At 45.5% G+C, this 16279-nt stretch carries 16 protein-coding genes; 9 read left to right on the top strand and 7 right to left on the bottom strand.

The window, feature by feature from the left end:
- Nucleotides 1-93 precede the first annotated feature (93 nt).
- Nucleotides 94-1980, bottom strand: coding sequence for an ATP-dependent zinc metalloprotease FtsH2 (gene ftsH2 / locus C7Y66_RS25750; protein WP_106547772.1), 1887 nt, complete (start codon nucleotides 1978-1980; stop codon nucleotides 94-96).
- Nucleotides 1981-2292: 312 nt separating this feature from the next.
- Here ftsH2 and C7Y66_RS25745 point away from each other — a divergent pair, with 312 nt between their 5' ends.
- The 3 genes from C7Y66_RS25745 (at nucleotide 2293) to C7Y66_RS25735 (ending at nucleotide 5202) form a co-directional block, all read left to right on the top strand.
- Nucleotides 2293-3000 carry an SDR family oxidoreductase gene (locus C7Y66_RS25745; RefSeq protein ID WP_106547771.1) on the top strand — a complete coding sequence of 236 codons (708 nt, stop codon included), beginning with the start codon at nucleotides 2293-2295 and terminating at the stop codon, nucleotides 2998-3000.
- A gap of 239 nt (nucleotides 3001-3239) precedes the next feature.
- Nucleotides 3240-4373 carry a 4-hydroxyphenylpyruvate dioxygenase gene (gene hppD / locus C7Y66_RS25740; RefSeq protein ID WP_106547770.1) on the top strand — a complete coding sequence of 378 codons (1134 nt, stop codon included), beginning with the start codon at nucleotides 3240-3242 and terminating at the stop codon, nucleotides 4371-4373.
- A gap of 130 nt (nucleotides 4374-4503) precedes the next feature.
- Complete coding sequence (locus C7Y66_RS25735) at nucleotides 4504-5202, top strand: HAD family hydrolase (RefSeq protein WP_106547769.1); 699 nt, start codon at nucleotides 4504-4506, stop codon at nucleotides 5200-5202.
- Between the two features lie 15 nt (nucleotides 5203-5217).
- Here the strand turns inward: C7Y66_RS25735 and C7Y66_RS25730 are convergent, their stop codons facing one another.
- Nucleotides 5218-5841, bottom strand: coding sequence for a CPP1-like family protein (locus C7Y66_RS25730; protein ID WP_015153534.1), 624 nt, complete (start codon nucleotides 5839-5841; stop codon nucleotides 5218-5220).
- A 704-nt stretch (nucleotides 5842-6545) separates the two neighbouring features.
- Between C7Y66_RS25730 and C7Y66_RS25725 the strand changes: the two genes are divergently transcribed.
- Nucleotides 6546-7256, top strand: coding sequence for a response regulator transcription factor (locus C7Y66_RS25725; RefSeq protein ID WP_041462394.1), 711 nt, complete (start codon nucleotides 6546-6548; stop codon nucleotides 7254-7256).
- A 192-nt stretch (nucleotides 7257-7448) separates the two neighbouring features.
- Here C7Y66_RS25725 and C7Y66_RS25720 read toward each other — a convergent pair whose 3' ends face one another.
- Nucleotides 7449-7646, bottom strand: coding sequence for a DUF2811 domain-containing protein (locus C7Y66_RS25720; protein ID WP_015153536.1), 198 nt, complete (start codon nucleotides 7644-7646; stop codon nucleotides 7449-7451).
- A 559-nt stretch (nucleotides 7647-8205) separates the two neighbouring features.
- Here C7Y66_RS25720 and C7Y66_RS31385 point away from each other — a divergent pair.
- The 5 genes from C7Y66_RS31385 (at nucleotide 8206) to C7Y66_RS25700 (ending at nucleotide 12365) form a co-directional block, all read left to right on the top strand.
- On the top strand, nucleotides 8206-8379 hold the full coding sequence (locus C7Y66_RS31385) for a hypothetical protein (RefSeq protein ID WP_158266002.1): 174 nt from the start codon (nucleotides 8206-8208) through the stop codon (nucleotides 8377-8379).
- 21 nt (nucleotides 8380-8400) lie between these two features.
- Entirely contained in the window at nucleotides 8401-9384 is a 984-nt protein-coding gene (locus tag C7Y66_RS25715) for an alpha-ketoacid dehydrogenase subunit beta (RefSeq protein ID WP_015153537.1), read from the top strand.
- Between the two features lie 83 nt (nucleotides 9385-9467).
- Nucleotides 9468-10892, top strand: a complete 1425-nt coding sequence (gene secD, locus C7Y66_RS25710) for a protein translocase subunit SecD (protein ID WP_106547768.1) — start codon at nucleotides 9468-9470, stop codon at nucleotides 10890-10892.
- Entirely contained in the window at nucleotides 10889-11857 is a 969-nt protein-coding gene (gene secF, locus C7Y66_RS25705; protein WP_106547767.1) for a protein translocase subunit SecF, read from the top strand. The genes secD and secF overlap by 4 nt, the downstream gene beginning before the upstream one ends.
- 106 nt (nucleotides 11858-11963) lie before the next feature.
- Nucleotides 11964-12365 carry a hypothetical protein gene (locus C7Y66_RS25700; RefSeq protein WP_106547766.1) on the top strand — a complete coding sequence of 134 codons (402 nt, stop codon included), beginning with the start codon at nucleotides 11964-11966 and terminating at the stop codon, nucleotides 12363-12365.
- Nucleotides 12366-12395: 30 nt separating this feature from the next.
- Here C7Y66_RS25700 and C7Y66_RS25695 read toward each other — a convergent pair whose 3' ends face one another.
- The 4 genes from C7Y66_RS25695 to C7Y66_RS25680 form a co-directional block, all read right to left on the bottom strand.
- Nucleotides 12396-13376 carry a sensor histidine kinase KdpD gene (locus C7Y66_RS25695; RefSeq protein WP_106547765.1) on the bottom strand — a complete coding sequence of 327 codons (981 nt, stop codon included), beginning with the start codon at nucleotides 13374-13376 and terminating at the stop codon, nucleotides 12396-12398.
- A gap of 102 nt (nucleotides 13377-13478) precedes the next feature.
- The gene (locus tag C7Y66_RS25690; protein WP_106547764.1) at nucleotides 13479-14057 is read right to left on the bottom strand and encodes an L-threonylcarbamoyladenylate synthase; all 579 of its coding nucleotides are present in this window, start codon (nucleotides 14055-14057) and stop codon (nucleotides 13479-13481) included.
- A gap of 99 nt (nucleotides 14058-14156) precedes the next feature.
- Nucleotides 14157-14828, bottom strand: a complete 672-nt coding sequence (gene plsY, locus C7Y66_RS25685) for a glycerol-3-phosphate 1-O-acyltransferase PlsY (protein ID WP_106547763.1) — start codon at nucleotides 14826-14828, stop codon at nucleotides 14157-14159.
- A gap of 150 nt (nucleotides 14829-14978) precedes the next feature.
- A complete protein-coding gene (locus tag C7Y66_RS25680; protein ID WP_106547762.1) occupies nucleotides 14979-16259 on the bottom strand; it encodes a DUF3086 domain-containing protein in 1281 nt (426 codons plus the stop codon).
- Nucleotides 16260-16279 lie beyond the last annotated feature (20 nt).

The raw sequence follows: 16279 nt of genomic DNA, 5'->3' as shown, positions 1-16279 counted from the left end.
GGGTTGGGTGGATCTCAACAAAAGCCCCCCTTTTGAAGGGGGGTTGGGGGGATCTAACTTGTGGCAAAAACCAACAGAATTAATGTGACAAACTTACAGCGTTGGCACGTACTGCTGCTTTTCTGGTACGTCGGTGTATTCAGCAACAATCTGACGAAACTCTTCGCCGTCGATGGTTTCTTTTTCGATCAACAAATCGACTAAACGATCCATTACAGTGCGATTGTCACGGACGAGTTTCTTTGCCAACTCATAGCATTGATCGACAATAGCCCGAACCTGAGTATCGATGCGAGAAGCGATCGCGTCTGAGTAATCGGAACGAGTCATCAAGTCACGTCCCAAAAATACCTCTGAACTTTGGCTATCTAACGACAGGGGACCCAAATCTGACATCCCAAATCTTGTCACCATCTGTCGCGCCATTCCCGTTACTTGTTGCAAGTCATTACCTGCACCAGTAGTCACTTCTGCCGTACCAAAGATGATATCTTCAGCAGCTCTACCACCTAAAGCACCACTAATTCTAGCTTTGAGCTGCGATCGCGAGATCAATCCTTGTTCTTCGCTAGGAGTAAACCAAGTCAAACCTTGAGCTTGTCCGCGTGGTACTAGCGTGACTTTCTGTACCGGATCGTGGTCTTTAATTAGCGTACCGATTAAAGCATGTCCGATTTCATGATAGGCAATCAACCGCTTACTCTTGCTATCTACCAACGGTGTGCCTTCCATCCCTGCTACCACACGATCTACAGCGTCGTCAATTTCTAGCAGGGTAATCGCGTCTTTACGTCGTCTTGCCGTCAAAATAGCAGCTTCATTCAGCAAGTTGGCTAAATCTGCCCCTGTAAACCCAGGAGTGCGGCGAGAAATTGCTTCTAACGATACTGTGTCAGCAAGCTTCTTGTTTCTGGCGTGGACTTTGAGAATTTCCAAACGCCCTTTGATGTCTGGTGCATCTACTGTAACTTGGCGATCGAATCGACCGGGACGTAATAATGCCGCATCGAGTACGTCAGGACGGTTGGTAGCAGCAATGATGATAATTCCCGTATTACCTTCAAAACCGTCCATTTCTGTGAGCAATTGGTTGAGAGTTTGCTCTCTCTCATCGTTTCCGCCACCAATTCCCGCGCCTCTTTGTCTACCTACTGCGTCAATTTCATCAATGAAGATCAAACACGGGGCGTTGTCTTTGGCTTTCTTGAATAAATCCCGTACTCGCGATGCACCGACACCAACGAACATTTCGACGAATTCGCTACCGGAGATGCTGAAAAATGGGACTCCTGCTTCCCCAGCGATCGCTTTTGCTAGCAAAGTTTTCCCCGTTCCTGGGGGTCCTACTAACAGTACGCCTTTGGGAATGCGTGCGCCAACAGCAGTGAAGCGTTCTGGCTGTTTGAGGAAAGTCACGACTTCTTGTAATTCCTCTTTGGCTTCGTCAATTCCCGCTACGTCATCAAATTTTATGCCCGTCTTGGCTTCCATCTGGAATCTAGCACGGGATTTACCAAAGTTAAGTGCTTGCCCTGGTCCACCCGGAATATTGCTAGAGCGACGGAATAAGAAGAATAAACCGCCAATCAACAGCACGGGGAAAATGAGATTACCCAGTAAACCCCAAATTGCCCCATCATTTCGCATCGGGTGAGAATCAAAGCTTACATTTCCCGCTCTGAGTTTAGCAATCACTTCGGGAGCACTGTATGGAAGGTCTACCCGCAGCCTTTGAACGCGATTGTCCAGTTCTGGATCGACTGCCTCTACAATTGCCGTCCGTCCGCCTTCATACAGGTCTACACTAGTGACGCGACCAGCATCTAGATATTCTAGAAAACGACCGTAAGTCATCCGAGTACTGGCGGCGTTCTTACTCATATCAGCAGGAGCGCCAGCAAATGCCCCCTGCCAGAAGAAAAAGCCGATCACGAGTGCAGGCAGTGTCCACAGTACTAGGACTCTCCAAGAAAATTTCATCAGTTAGTTGCCTCTAGGTGTAGATACAACAAATCAGTTTGACTACAGGCGGGCGCTTTTATCCCGTAAACGATAGTCCTTAAACAGATATTGTTAACTTTTCTTTCAATCAGTAAATCTTCTAGTGTATGAAGATACTGATAGCAGTTTGATTACTATCTTAATCAAATTTAACGTAATTTTAAGCGATCGCGCTAATTCAGTGACCTGTTACCAGCGATCGGTGACCAGTGACCTGTTACCAGCGATCGGTGACCAATAACCAATCAGTTCATCTACCATGTAGAGAGATGTAAACAAATGTAAAGAAAGATGCAAGACAAGGTAGTTGTAGTTGTCGGTGCAACTGGAGGTATTGGTTCGGCTTTAACTCGAAAACTGGCTTCAAGTGGGGCGCGTCTGGTATTGGCAGCTAGAAATAGCAGCGCGCTGCAAGACTTGGCAACACAGTTGTCAGTTAAGTCACTATTGACTGTTCCCACAGATATCACCGATCGCACCTCGGTAAATGCCCTGATGGAGCAAACTACAGCTCAGTTTGGAAAAATTGATGCTTTAGTAAATGCAGCTGGTGCAGGAATATTAAAGCCTTACAATGCTCTAGAACCAGCCGATCTAGAGGCGATGTTAGACCTAAACTTGAAGGGTAGTTTCTACACCTGCCAAGCTGCAGCTGAATTCATGCAACGGCAGAAATCCGGGCATATTTGTAACGTAGTTGGAATTTTGGGCAAGCATTCAATGGCAATGGCAGCAGCATACAGCGCTTCCAAGTTTGGTGTAGTTGGTTTCAGTAAATGCATGGCGGAAGAGTTGAAGCGTTTTGGTGTGAAGTTCACGCTATTTTATTTTGGTGGCGTAGACTCTCCCTTCTGGGACAACATACAGCTAAAAGTCGATCGCAAAAAAATGCTCAGTACCGAAACTGCTGCCAATGCAATCTTTTATGCCCTCCAAGCAGAACCGCAAGCAGTCCCGATGGAAATTAATATTCAGCCAGATAGCCACCTATTTTTTTAGAGACAAGGAGGACAAGGGAGACAAGGGGGATAAGGGAGTGAATAGAGCAGAGGGGCAGAGGGGCTTCAGGTGCAACTACCAACTACCAATTACCCATTACCAATTACCAATCACCAATTACCCACACCCTGATGACTGATAACTAATAACTGACATCTTGCTTAAGGGCGAATAGTAAATTCAGCAAAACAGGCAAAATTTACAAAGAGATAGGCTGTGATGCTGAATTTTCAAAAAATATGAAAATCGATCGGATTCACTTCTACGTAGAAGATGCAAAAGCTTGGCGGGACTGGTTTGTCAGCAAATTGGGCTTTCAAACTGTAGCTAGTTATAGCAGCGATCGCTACACTGATACAGAAGTGGTGAAGAGTGGTTGTGTCTGCTTCGCTCTATCCTCACCGCGATCGCATTTCAGTCCAGTCTGGCAGTTTTTGCACCATCATCCTCCTGGTGTGGCGGATGTCGCCTTTGTTGTAGAAGATCTCGAATCGATCGTCCAAAGGGCGATCGCTTACGGCGCAAAAGTTTTACAACCTCCACAATTACAGCAAGGCTGCAAGTGGAGCAAAATCTCCGCCTGGGGTTCCCTGACTCATACTCTAATTGAAAGGAGACAGGAGAAGACGCAGAAACAGAAAAGAGCTGAGGAAACTGAGGGAGAAAAAATAACCAACCACCAACTACCAACTACCCATTACCCATTACCCATTACCAACGCCACGCAACACGCACTACCCTCAATCATGGGCATCGATCACATCGTATTAAACGTTGCTGCGGGGGATTTGGAGACGGCTGTGGCATGGTATAAAGAGATTTTAGGTTTTCGCTCTCAGCAGGCTTTTACTATTCAAACCGATCGCTCTGCTTTGCATAGTCAGGTGATGGTTTCTAGTAATAGCTGCGTTCAGTTTCCAATCAATCAACCTGCATCGCCTAATTCGCAAATTCAGGAATTTTTAGATTGCAATCAAGGTGCGGGAATTCAACACATCGCCCTCAAAACTAGCAACATCATCGAAGCGATCGCGCAATTTCGCAATAACGGCGTATCTTTTCTTTCAGTTCCTCCTACTTACTATACACAGCTACAGAAACGCTTGAGAATGCCAATCTCAGCAGCCGAATTACAAGCGATCGCCCAACAGCAGATTTTAGTTGACTGGCAAGATTCCCACCCCGAGGCTTTGCTACTACAAACTTTTACTCAACCCATTTTTTCCCAACCAACTTTCTTTTTTGAAATTATCGAACGCCGCTCCCAAGCTATGGGTTTTGGCGAAGGTAATTTTCGCGCTTTGTTTGAAGCGATCGAACGAGAACAGATGAAACGAGGTAGCCTTGAGAATACAGTGACCAGTGACCAGTGACCAGTTATCAGTTAAGTCTTACTTACGACTTACTCATTAGTATTTCTAAACTCATCTATCAAACATTCAAAATTTCGCAATATGGCATCTGAGCTAAGGTGTTAGTGAAAGTTAGTATCTTACGCTATAAATGCTTAGATTAATTACTGATTTTGACGGACCCATTATTGATGTTTCGGAGCGCTACTACCGCGTATATCAGTTGTGTTTAGAGAAAACTCGCCATCCAGAACAAGCTGTAACGCGCCTAAGTAAGGCAGAATTTTGGCAGTTGAAGCGCTCTAAGGTTCCTGAAAAACAGATTGCTATCCTATCTGGACTAGACGAAACTCAAGCTAAAACATTTGCTAATTTGCGGCGACAAACGGTACACGCTCATCCTTACTTTCAGTATGACAAACTAGCTCCGGGCGCAGTAGAAGCTTTAGAGCAAATCCAGCAAGCTGGTATCGATTTAGCAGTGATGACAATGCGTCGCGTGCGCGAGCTGGACTATGCTTTCGGACAGCACGATCTAGGTAGATTTTTTCCTGAAAATCGCTGCTATTGTTTAAGCAATGATTATCTGAAAACTCGCGACATTGACGATAAACCTTTGTTGATGGCAAGGGCTTTAGTAGAATTGCCCCCTGCTAGCGATGTTTGGATGGTTGGTGATACGGAAGCGGATATTATTGCGGCAAAAAAGCACGGGATCAAAGCGATCGCCGTAGAATGCGGAATTCGCGATCGCGTGCGGCTACAACAGTACCAACCTGATTTAATTGTGAAAGACCTAAATGCAGCAGTCGAGTTCGTTCTCAACGCTGCATTTGCCCAAGCTAGCTAGTACCTCGATCTTTTCTCAGCGTAGAAAGCTAGAAATCACCCACAACAACACAAAAGTTAGGACAGTAGAAAATTGTTCTACTGTTACAATGCTGGCAATCTGGGTTTGCAACAAACTACCGATCAGCCCACCACCGATTAAGCCAACAACCAAACCCATAGCTGTTAGCAGTACTGCTCGACCAAATTTTTGTTCTTTCCGATAGAGAAAATAGAGGCTCGAACAAACACCAACGATTAATAAAAATTGCAAGATTTGAGCGCCGACAGCGCTATAAAACACTCCAATACAGCTCAACCCTAAGTACAGCACTCCAGGCATGAGAATCTCACTCAAGCTAGGCTTGTCTTGTATACCTTGCAGCCACGCTGGGGCTTGAGGCGCAGGCGATGAGACTTCTTTAGGGGGAGATTGGATAGCCGTCTCAGCGAAGCGGATACCTTCTGGAACTTTAATCTTTCCTTCTTGGCGCAGTCGCAAACGCTCCATTAAGATGGCATCATAAGCTGCTTCCACTGTCTCCAACAGCTGCCGATCGTTGCTGCACTGCTGTACGAGGCGAGTGCGAGCTTCTTGGATCTCGTCGAATGTCGCGTCTTCTGATACCCCAAGTTTGTCGTAGGGACTTTGCTCGATCATGTGAATTTATCGCCTTAGCGGAGTCGGGGGCGAATATAGAAAAATGTACAACAAGGCGTATGCTGTCAGCCTAGCCTATGTGGATCTATTCTAATAGACTATTGCGGTTATCGGTTATCGTCGTACTTAACCAGAATATCACTTATTCGTTTTTTACTGTCATGTCTTCTAGGCAATGCGATCGCTGACCCTGGCTCTTACCTCAGATTTACTGAGATCGGACACTTACTTTACTGTTTTTGACCAGAACTGCTAAGCTTTTCTGCTTTACCTCAGTAATTGTACGAAAACGTAACATAAGTTGTAACACCGAGCCATGCTGTTGTAAATAGCACGACTGAGTTCAAGCAGAATTGAGCGATCGGCAGTCGAAAAGAAAATTTTAGTCGCAAAATCTGCCGTTAGTGAGACAGGTGCAAAAGCATTCAATAGCGTAGTTGGCAATTTTTGCCGTTTTGCTAGCCCGAGTCTGTTCGATTGAGAACTGCTCGAGTTATTGTGGGTTAATTGATTTGCGCGCCCGTACTGGCGATAAAATCCCTGGGGAAATTCTACTAGTATATTAGAACACCAGGGTCGATCTCAGAGTTGGCATTCCTGAATTATCGATTGATAATTGTGGTAGTTTCGATCTGCTTGTTCTAGCGCTACCACCCAGGTTGCTGAATAGGCTTTTTATTCCTTCTCTGCTCAAAGTAATGCCTATGGCTGTTGCCAAAATTCTAGTTGTTGATGACGATCCATCAATTCGTAATTTAATTCAACGCTTTTTAACCAAGCATAACTATCAGGTAGAGGCTGCCGAAGACGGTAAGACTGCCTTGGCTCTATTCGAGCAATTTAACCCCGATCTAGTCATCCTAGATGTAAATCTACCAGATACGCTTGGTTACAATCTCTGCCAAGAGATGCAAAACCGCACTAAAGTTTTTGTACTCATGCTGACAAGTCGAGCTGATGAGGCAGACAAAATCAGAGGCTTTTCTCAAGGTGCGGATGACTATTTAACCAAACCATTTAGTTTGGGAGAGTTAGAAGTCCGAGTTGGAGCAATTTTGAAACGCCAACGAGTAGTTACGACTGCGGAAAAACAACGTCTGGTGTTTGATAAACTGACAATCGATCCAGAACGGCGAGAAGTGACAATTAACAATGAATTGATTCCCTTAACTGCATTGGAATTTGATTTGTTACGCTTTCTTGCCAGCCATCCAGGTCGAGTTTGGCGGCGTGCCGAGCTAATTCAAGAAGTTTGGGACTATGAATATGTAGGAGATCAGCGGGTGGTAGACGTGCATATCGGTCAGATTCGCAAAAAAATTGAAATTGATGCGGCTCAGCCGATCCTGATTCAGACAGTACGTGGTGTCGGATATAAATTTGAAGCTCCTAGTAAGGCTGGGAAAAGTCAATAGCACACCACTCTCAATTACAAAATCAGAGCTAGAAGGCTACACTCTTGCTGCTGAGGGAAAAACTATAGGGTCTTCATGCGGTTGAAGACCCTATAGTTTTGTCAGTTATCAGTGGAACCAGTGGCTGGTGGCTAGAGTTCTCATATCTAGTCACGAGTCATTAGCCACCAGTCACTCACACTCATTCTCAAATTAAGAGTGATGAAATAGGGTTTCTAGATAGACTCTAGCGGCACGGCGATCGCCATTACTATTTTGTAGCAAAAACAGGGATAATGCTGCGGCAAACACTCGGTCTTGATCCCAATCAGGATGGGTTTCTAAGTAATTTTGCATTGATTCGTGTAATGACTCGGGAATTTCAGTCAAAATGCTAACGGTGGCGGACATGGAGAACCTCTCTTCAAACAGTTACATGAATGGGATAAGCTGACTTCCACGACATAAAAAACGCAAGTTAAAAATCAAGTTAAAGATGCAATGCCTTCGGCAGTTCGTGCAGCAACCATAATTGCACCTGTGGCACTGAAAAATCCTCGTTGCTAAAGCATAATCATCACTTCGATGGAGCGCGATCGCCCGAACGTTTTCTCGGCAGGTTTTATAAAGGGAAGTCGCATCATTGTGCGACAAGTTTCCCTGTCCCGTCAATGCTGCGAAATATTACAACGGTTCTCAACACAAAAAAATCAGTACGATACAATTAGGGTTTTAACCACATTTTTGTCACACATCTTTACAAATCCTCTCAGATTCTCAGCAGAGAGAAAGCGGTGTGAGAAATTCACAACTAGAGCAGTAAACCCAGATTTCTGAAGTCATCTCTTGTGGAAAAACTCAAGCCTGCTGTGGAAAAACCCAGACTACCTGTGGAAACAGTGGGGAATACCTGGGGAAAACTCGACAGAAAAATAAGAATTGCAAAGCTCTCTGAATTTAGGGATGAGGAATGAGGCGCGAGGAGCAAGGGAGAGGACAAGGGGGACAAGGAAGACAAAGGAGACAAGAGAGAGCGGGGAGCAAATTCTTCGAGCGTTCTCCCATACTTCCCACACCACGCTCCACTCTCTTTCCCTCACTCCTCACTCCTCGCCCCTTGTTTAGCGCTAAGATGCTAGATTAGTCAACTAAAGTTGTAAGGTTAATGGCAGAAACGTTATTCTTTAATGCCCTGAAAGAAGCCATCGACGAGGAAATGGCGCGGGATTCTACTGTATTCGTTTTGGGTGAGGATGTCGGTCACTACGGCGGCTCGTATAAAGTTACAAAAGATTTGTATAAGAAATATGGCGAGTTACGGGTATTAGACACCCCCATTGCCGAAAATAGCTTCACGGGTATGGCAGTAGGAGCAGCGATGACTGGCTTGCGACCGATCGTCGAAGGGATGAATATGGGGTTTTTGCTGCTGGCTTTTAACCAAATTTCCAATAACGCAGGAATGCTGCGCTATACCTCTGGTGGCAACTTTAAAATTCCGATGGTAATTCGCGGACCTGGAGGAGTTGGCAGACAGTTGGGTGCAGAACACTCGCAGCGGTTAGAAGCATACTTCCAAGCAGTGCCTGGATTGAAGATAGTTGCTTGTTCTACTCCCTATAACGCTAAGGGGTTGCTTAAATCAGCAATTCGCAACGACAATCCCGTTCTATTCTTTGAACATGTACTACTTTACAACCTCAAGGAAAACCTACCAGAACACGAATACTTAGTCCCGTTAGACAAAGCAGAAATCGTGCGCCGTGGCGAAGACGTGACAATTTTGACCTACTCGCGAATGCGCCACCACGTCATGCAAGCAGTCAAGCCACTAGAGAAAGAGGGATTCGATCCAGAAGTTATCGATCTCATTTCTCTAAAACCCCTAGATATAGAAACCATTGCTACTTCCGTCCGCAAAACGCATCGCGTCATCATCGTGGAAGAGTGCATGAAAACTGGGGGTATAGCCGCAGAATTGACGGCATTAATTAACGATCGCCTCTTCGATGAATTAGATGCGCCTGTCTTGCGTCTATCTTCTCAAGACATTCCTACACCCTACAACGGCAGTCTAGAAAGACTTACCATCGTACAACCAGAGCAAATTGTCGAAGCCGTGAAAAAGATGGTCGCCGTTCAGGTGTAAGTTTAGGGACGCTTGAGCTAGCTCAAGCGTCCCCAGCCTCTCAAAAAGAGGTTAGTATAGCACTTGTTGCCGCAACACGTAGTATGCAAAAACAGCGATCGCTATTAGCTTTAATTGTCGTTCTCATCATCGCCGCAATTGTCGTAATTGTGAAATTTCCCGTGCCACTCGGGTTAGACCTCCAGGGGGGTTCGCAATTGACAATTCAGGTCAAGCCTAACGAGGAAATCAAACGCATCACCGAACGCGAGTTAGAAGCAGTACAAACTGTGGTGGAAAACCGCGTCAACGGACTAGGGGTATCGGAACCCGTGATTCAAACAGTAGGACAAGACCAAATTCTCGTCCAACTTCCAGGAGTCAACGATCCAGAACAGGCAGAAAGGGTACTAGGTGGTACAGCTCAACTGGATTTTCGTCGCGAGAATGCAGAAAGTCGAGCTTTTGTCAATAACAGGCAGCAACAAATTCAAGGATTGCTGGAAGAACAACAAAAGTTACAAAGTGCGAAGGAACGAGACGAAAAGGCGATCGCGGCAAATAATGCCCAAATAGAAGCCAAAATCAAAGAAATTACCGAGCTAGAAGCAAAGCTATTCGCGCGCACCGGGTTGACGGGGAAAAATCTCAAGTATGCTCAGGCGACACCTACACAAGGCAGCAACTGGAGTGTAGCTTTAGAATTTGATGCCAAAGGCGGCGAATTATTCGCTCAACTGACAAAAGAATTGGCAGGCACGGGAAGACGTTTGGGAATTTTTCTCGACGATAAACCAATCAGTACGCCCGTAGTTGGTCAAGAATTTGAAAAAACAGGTATTGCAGGCGGACGGGCAGAAATTACAGGTAATTTTGATTTCGAGTCTGCGAATGAATTAGCACTGCAATTGCGAGGTGGTGCTTTGCCCGTACCCGTAGAAATCGTTGAAAATCGAACTGTGGGCGCAACCTTGGGACGCGATAGCATTCAACGCAGTATTTATGCTGGGGTTGGGGGATTGTCCTTAGTCTTGATCTTTATGGTGGTTTACTACCGCTTGCCTGGACTCATAGCCGATCTAGCCTTGGTGATTTATGCTTTGCTGACATGGGCAACTTTCGCTTTGTTGGGTGTCACCTTGACGCTGCCAGGTATCGCTGGATTTATCCTCAGTATTGGCATGGCAGTGGATGCCAACGTGCTGATTTTCGAGCGGACGCGGGAAGAATTGCGGGCGGGTAAATCGCTCTATCGTTCCGTAGAATCTGGCTTTTACCGCGCTTTTTCTAGCATTTTAGATAGTAACGTCACGACTTGGATTGCTTGTGCGGCGCTGTTTTGGCTCGGTTCTGGGTTAGTGAAAGGTTTTGCTCTGACGCTTGCCTTGGGGGTTGCCATGAGTATGTTTACCGCGATTACCTGTAGTCGTACCTTCTTAATGTTGGCGATCGCAATTCCCAGTTTGCGCAAACCAGAGTTATACTGTCCGAGCTTGCCAGCATCGAATAAGGCACAGGGGGCGACATGAGACTCAATATTAACAAACAGCGATCGCTTTGGTGGGGAGTTTCCCTGATCGTGATTCTGGCTGGTTTAGTGGCGATGGGGATTTCTTGGCAAAAATATGGTGCGCCACTGCGTCCGAGTCTCGACTTTATCGGCGGAACGCGATTGCAACTCCAGCGCGACTGCTCTAAACCAGAAAACTGCGCCAAACCAATTGACATCAATGCCGTCCGTCAAGTCATGTCCGAGCGCGGATTGGGCAATAGTAGCATTCAACTGGTAAGTGACGAACGCGGACAACAACAAGGGATTTCAATTCGGACAAAAACTCTCAATGTTGACGAGAGGACGCAGTTACAACAAACACTTACTAAAGAAATTGGCGCGTTCGATCCCAAAGCAACCCAAATTGATACAGTAGGTCCAACCATCGGACAACAGTTGTTATCTTCGGGTTTAATTGCTCTACTCGTCTCCTTTGCTGGGATCGTCATTTATTTAAGCCTACGCTTCCAGTTAGACTACGCCATATTTGCGATCGTGGCTCTGTTCCACGATGTTTTGATTACCACGGGGATTTTCGGGATTCTTGGCTTAGTCCAAGGCACTGAAGTTGATAGTTTATTTATCGTTGCGTTGCTAACAATCACGGGTTTTTCTGTCAATGACACGGTGGTAATTTACGATCGCATCCGCGAAACCCTGAAGGTTAATCCCGATCTACCCATAGACCAAGTGGTAGACAATGCGGTCAATCAAACCTTGGGGCGATCGATCAACACCACCTTAACCGTATTGCTGACTTTGCTGACCTTATTCATCTTTGGTGGCGAAACGCTGAAAAACTTTGCCTTAGCACTCATGATTGGTTTCGCTGCTGGGGCGTACTCTAGTATTTTTATCGCCAGTACCCTACTTTCCTTGTGGCGAGAACGGACTGGTCAATCTCAGAATAACAACCAGTTGTCAACAACCAGCGACCAGTGAACAGTTATCAGGGAGACAATTCAATTGAAAATTACGCACCATGCGCCACTCAATTTTGACTTCTGACTTTTGACTTTTGACTTCTTCCTCTCGACTCCCCCATCAGATGCAGCCAGAAGACCCACCCTTTGTACCGATAGAACTTGACCCAACTTTTGAGCGACAAGTACAAAAGCTGTATCTGCTGATCGCATATAGCAGATGGTTAGTCGTAGGGTGTTTGTGGCTGAGTGTTGGTGTTTTAAGTCTTTGGGGACTGCGTTATGAAATTAATTTATTGTTGCAATATTTCACTTGGGTAGCCGTGCGATACGGGCTTTATTATAATCCTCTACCCACTTTTGGTTTGGCTTGTTGTGCGGTCATGACAATTTCTAATCTCCTTTGGCAGGGTCGCATTTTACTATTTGGACTACCACCAAAGGAGTTGCGTCGCTTAGCGAAACAAGTACAGCAAATTCGCCAGCAGGGTAAAAGCCATCCTTTGTGGAAATGGATTTGTCAGTAGAAGCATGAGGGATGAGAGACGAAATTCTTTCTAGTTTTCTGTTGCTTCCGAAACGGTTTCAGGTTCGAGAGTTACCAAAGGAATCATTAATTGCAGTCGCGTGTAAGATTCATTCTCTTCGTCTATTGATATTGAGTTTGGCATTGATAGAATTTCTAACCGACAGTGCATCAGATCGAGAAGAGTCTGAGTCAATAGCAGAATCATTCCTGGTGAAAAAGTAAAATCTTTGATCTCTAATGGTGATATACGATCGCTCTGAGATACATCAATTGAATCTGACAAAATCCGATGTGGTAGCTCGGCATCTATACAAATTGCCATCTCATTAGTAGCAAGATCGGAATTAGTAGAAACAAGAATGTTTCCTTCTTGCATTTGAGTCAAACAAATGTCAAGTAGATCGATCGCAACCTGCCGCAACCAGCGCGGGTCGGCTAAGACATAAGTCTCGGTTTCAGGTAGGGAGAGTTGTAACCGCAGATTGCGATTAGCAGCAATGAGATAAGTAGAATTATAAACGTCTGTCAATAGCCCGGCTAAATTAACTGGCTGGATTTCTAGCGGAGACCTGCCATGTTCTAGTCGAGAAACATCAATCACCCGATCCATTAAATTCATCAGCTTCAACGCTGACTGATGAGCTTGGGCAATAAATGTCCTCTCTTCCGCAGGGTCATCGCATAGATCGGATAAAATCAATTGGTGCAGACCGATTAAACTGTTGAGCGGCGATCGCAATTCATGGGCGGTTCTTGTCAGAAATCCGGCTTTAAACTGGCACATTTCCCGTGCTAGCTGATAGGCAATCTGGCTTTGCTGTAGCTGACTTTGTAGAGCCAGGATCTCATTCCTATCTGCCGTGAGAGGCTTCTGCTCAAGTGTGGGATCGTTGGCATTATTAGCAGTAAGCGAGCGCTTAGATTTGTCTAGCCACCAGCGTCCACCTAGACCTAAGCTCAGTCCTAAAAACAGCCCAAATAATAAATACACCCATTCATTCCAGCTCATAACTTCCCAAAGACTCACACCACAAAAAATTGAAATCTTCCCCTGAGTTTGGTAGTATTGAGGCTCTCTCGACCAAGATAGTTCCGTAGTTAAAACTGATAATTATATCTCTAACACTACCGCTCCTTGGCGCAAAATTACCCAACCACTACCCATCCACTTAGCTACAGTAGAAGGAACGCCGATTCCAGAAACATCTGATATTTGTAGGGTTAAAACATCGGGAAACTGAGCTGCAATTTCTGTCAGGGTTTCTAATGGTGGTTGCCCCGATAAATTAGCGCTGGTAGTAGCTAAAGGTCCAGTTTGAGCTAATATTTCTCGCGCGATCGCGCTTTGAGGAACGCGCACGCCTATAGTTGTAGGATCGGTAGGGTTCATGGCTTGAGGGACGCGATCGTTTGCTGGCAGTACCAAAGTTAAAGCCCCAGCCCAATATTGTGCCGCTACCTGTCGCCAAACTCGCCATTCTGCTTCCGTCCCAATTACGTAATCCCACAAATCTTCTGCCTTTGCACCCATCAAAATTAACGGCTTATCCTGACTGCGCTGTTTGGTTGCAAAGATGAGATCGGCTCGTTCTGGTAAAGCTGCCAATGCAGGAACGGTATCGGTAGGAAAGCTAACCACGCAACCAGCGCGGACACCAGCAACCAGTTCGGCAATTGAAACTTGGGGCATGAAGGGAGACAAGGGAGACAAGGGGGACAAGGAAGCAATTCAAAATTCAAAATTCAAAATTCACACCTCACACCCTGTTCGCTGATAACTGATAACTGTTCACTGATTTGCGGTAGATGATTTTTGTCCTAGTTGAGGTTCCGTACCAGCTAGTAAGCGTTGAATGTTGCTCTTGTGGCGCACAATAACGTAGATACCACCTACTATCCCAAATAGTATGTAAGGAAAAGGTTGATGAAACAGCAGCATTAACAGTGAAACTGCGATCGCACCCGCGATCGAACTGAGTGAAACAATCCGCGAGATGGCGATCGCAACACCAAATACCCCGACAGTTGCTAAAGCAACTTGCCAATTCATCGCCAACAATACGCCCAAACTCGTAGCGACAGATTTTCCCCCACTAAACCCCAACCAAATTGATTTGCTGTGTCCCAAAATGGCTGCTAACCCTGATAAAGTTACCATCCAAGACAGCCATAGCGTAGGGTCAACAGTAGGAGGCAGAAGGTTTTGAGGGGTAGCAAAGCTAAACAGCCAAGGCACGAGGGCGATCGCTAAAACCCCTTTGAGAGCATCAATAACTAATACAAATGCGCCTGGTCCCTTGCCTAAAGTTCTCAAAACATTAGTTGCTCCAGTTGAACCAGAACCGTGTTCGCGAATATCAATTCCTTTCAAAAGTTTTGCTAGCGTGTAACCAGTTGGCGTAGAGCCAATTAGATACGCCACCAGTAAAGTTACTACGCACAGAGTGAGCCAGATAGTCATACGTAAGGGCTAGTTTTTTGAAAGCAAGGGAGACAGTTTAAATTCTAAAATCAAAATTCACGCATTCAAAATTGGGACAAGGGGGACAAGAAAGACAAGGGGGACAAGGGAGCAACTACCAATTACCCATTACCAACTACCCATTACCCATTAATAATCAAAATCTCTTTCTCTAAGAGTTTGGGGATCGGGGGCAAAAGCTAGTAATAGAGGGAATTGTAGCAGAGAGAGGCTAATTTTTTCCTCGGAGTCATCAATGATAATCAGTGGCATTTGATTGGCTTCAATCGCTCTTTCGGCTCTGATGGCAGCTGCTTCTGCATCTTCAAACAAGGTTACACCGCGATCGGGTCCAAAATCTGTGCGAGAAATGCCAAGACAATCTTGCAAACCACGCCGCCAATCTCCCAACCGTTCGGGGGTATTAGCTAACACCAAGATGCGGAGCCGAGTATCGTACAAGGTGTATAGAATTGAAATAATCGCCGAGCTAATTAGAATATTTTGTAGGCGACTACCTGTAGTTCGTAAAGCACCTCGTCCTCCTTGCTTGAAAAACCAATTGGATACTCGTTCCGCCTGCACTGGTTCAAACGTGCGGCGCAGTTGCCAAGGGGGACCGTAATAATCTGGTTGGTTGCGGTATTGGTCGAGCAGGCGGCGAATTTGTTTTGTGGTAGCTTGAAATCTCTGTTCGGTAAATTGAGGCGTGGCGGGTTGCTCCGGCTCTTGAGGTTTGGGTTGTCTAGTTGCTGGTTGCGGCTCTGGTCTAGTTTTTGGTGCTAGCTCTAATTGCTCTACTGCTGTTGCCAAATCTTGCAAGCTGCCTGTGAGATAGTCTTTAAAACCCTGCACTCGAATTGCTAAATCTTGGGAAACTCCAGCAAAACTCGTCCGCATTTCCGTCCGAATGCGTTCTTGCCGCCGTTCTAACTGTTCGATTGAAATTTGTAATGCTTGCTTGCGTTGCTCCATTTGAGCAAGACCTTCTTGCACCACTTTACTCATAGCAGATTGAGTTTGCGCTAATTGAGCAGATAGCTGTTTGTGCGTTGCTTGGAGGCGTGCAATTTCTTGTCTTAAGGCTTGTTCCTGCTGTTGCAATTGAGACAAGTTGGATGGTTTTGCCAGTGGAATGAGCGGCGTTTCCGCTGGAGTTTCTCTTGCAGAATTTGGCGTTACTAACTCTTGCAAAAACTCATCTTCTGCTTCTTCGGATGGCGAGGCAAAAAAGTTAAAGTTTTCTAAATCTAAGTCCGTATCTGTATCTTTATCTGTATTAGATTCAGATTGAGATTCATCTAGTAAATTTATTTCTTCTAATTTCCCATTTGGCGCATCCATTGAGAAGTTTAGAGGTTTGTCTTGTTCCTCTGAATCTTCCCAAGGTTGATTATCTGGCTTTGGTGTTTGGGATTCATCTGAAGTCATAATCAGTTATCAGTTATCAG

This window comes from Chroococcidiopsis sp. CCALA 051 (assembly GCF_003015105.1).
Taxonomy (GTDB): Bacteria; Cyanobacteriota; Cyanobacteriia; order Cyanobacteriales; family Chroococcidiopsidaceae; genus Chroococcidiopsis; species Chroococcidiopsis thermalis.
This window is presented reverse-complemented; position numbering and strand designations above follow the sequence as displayed.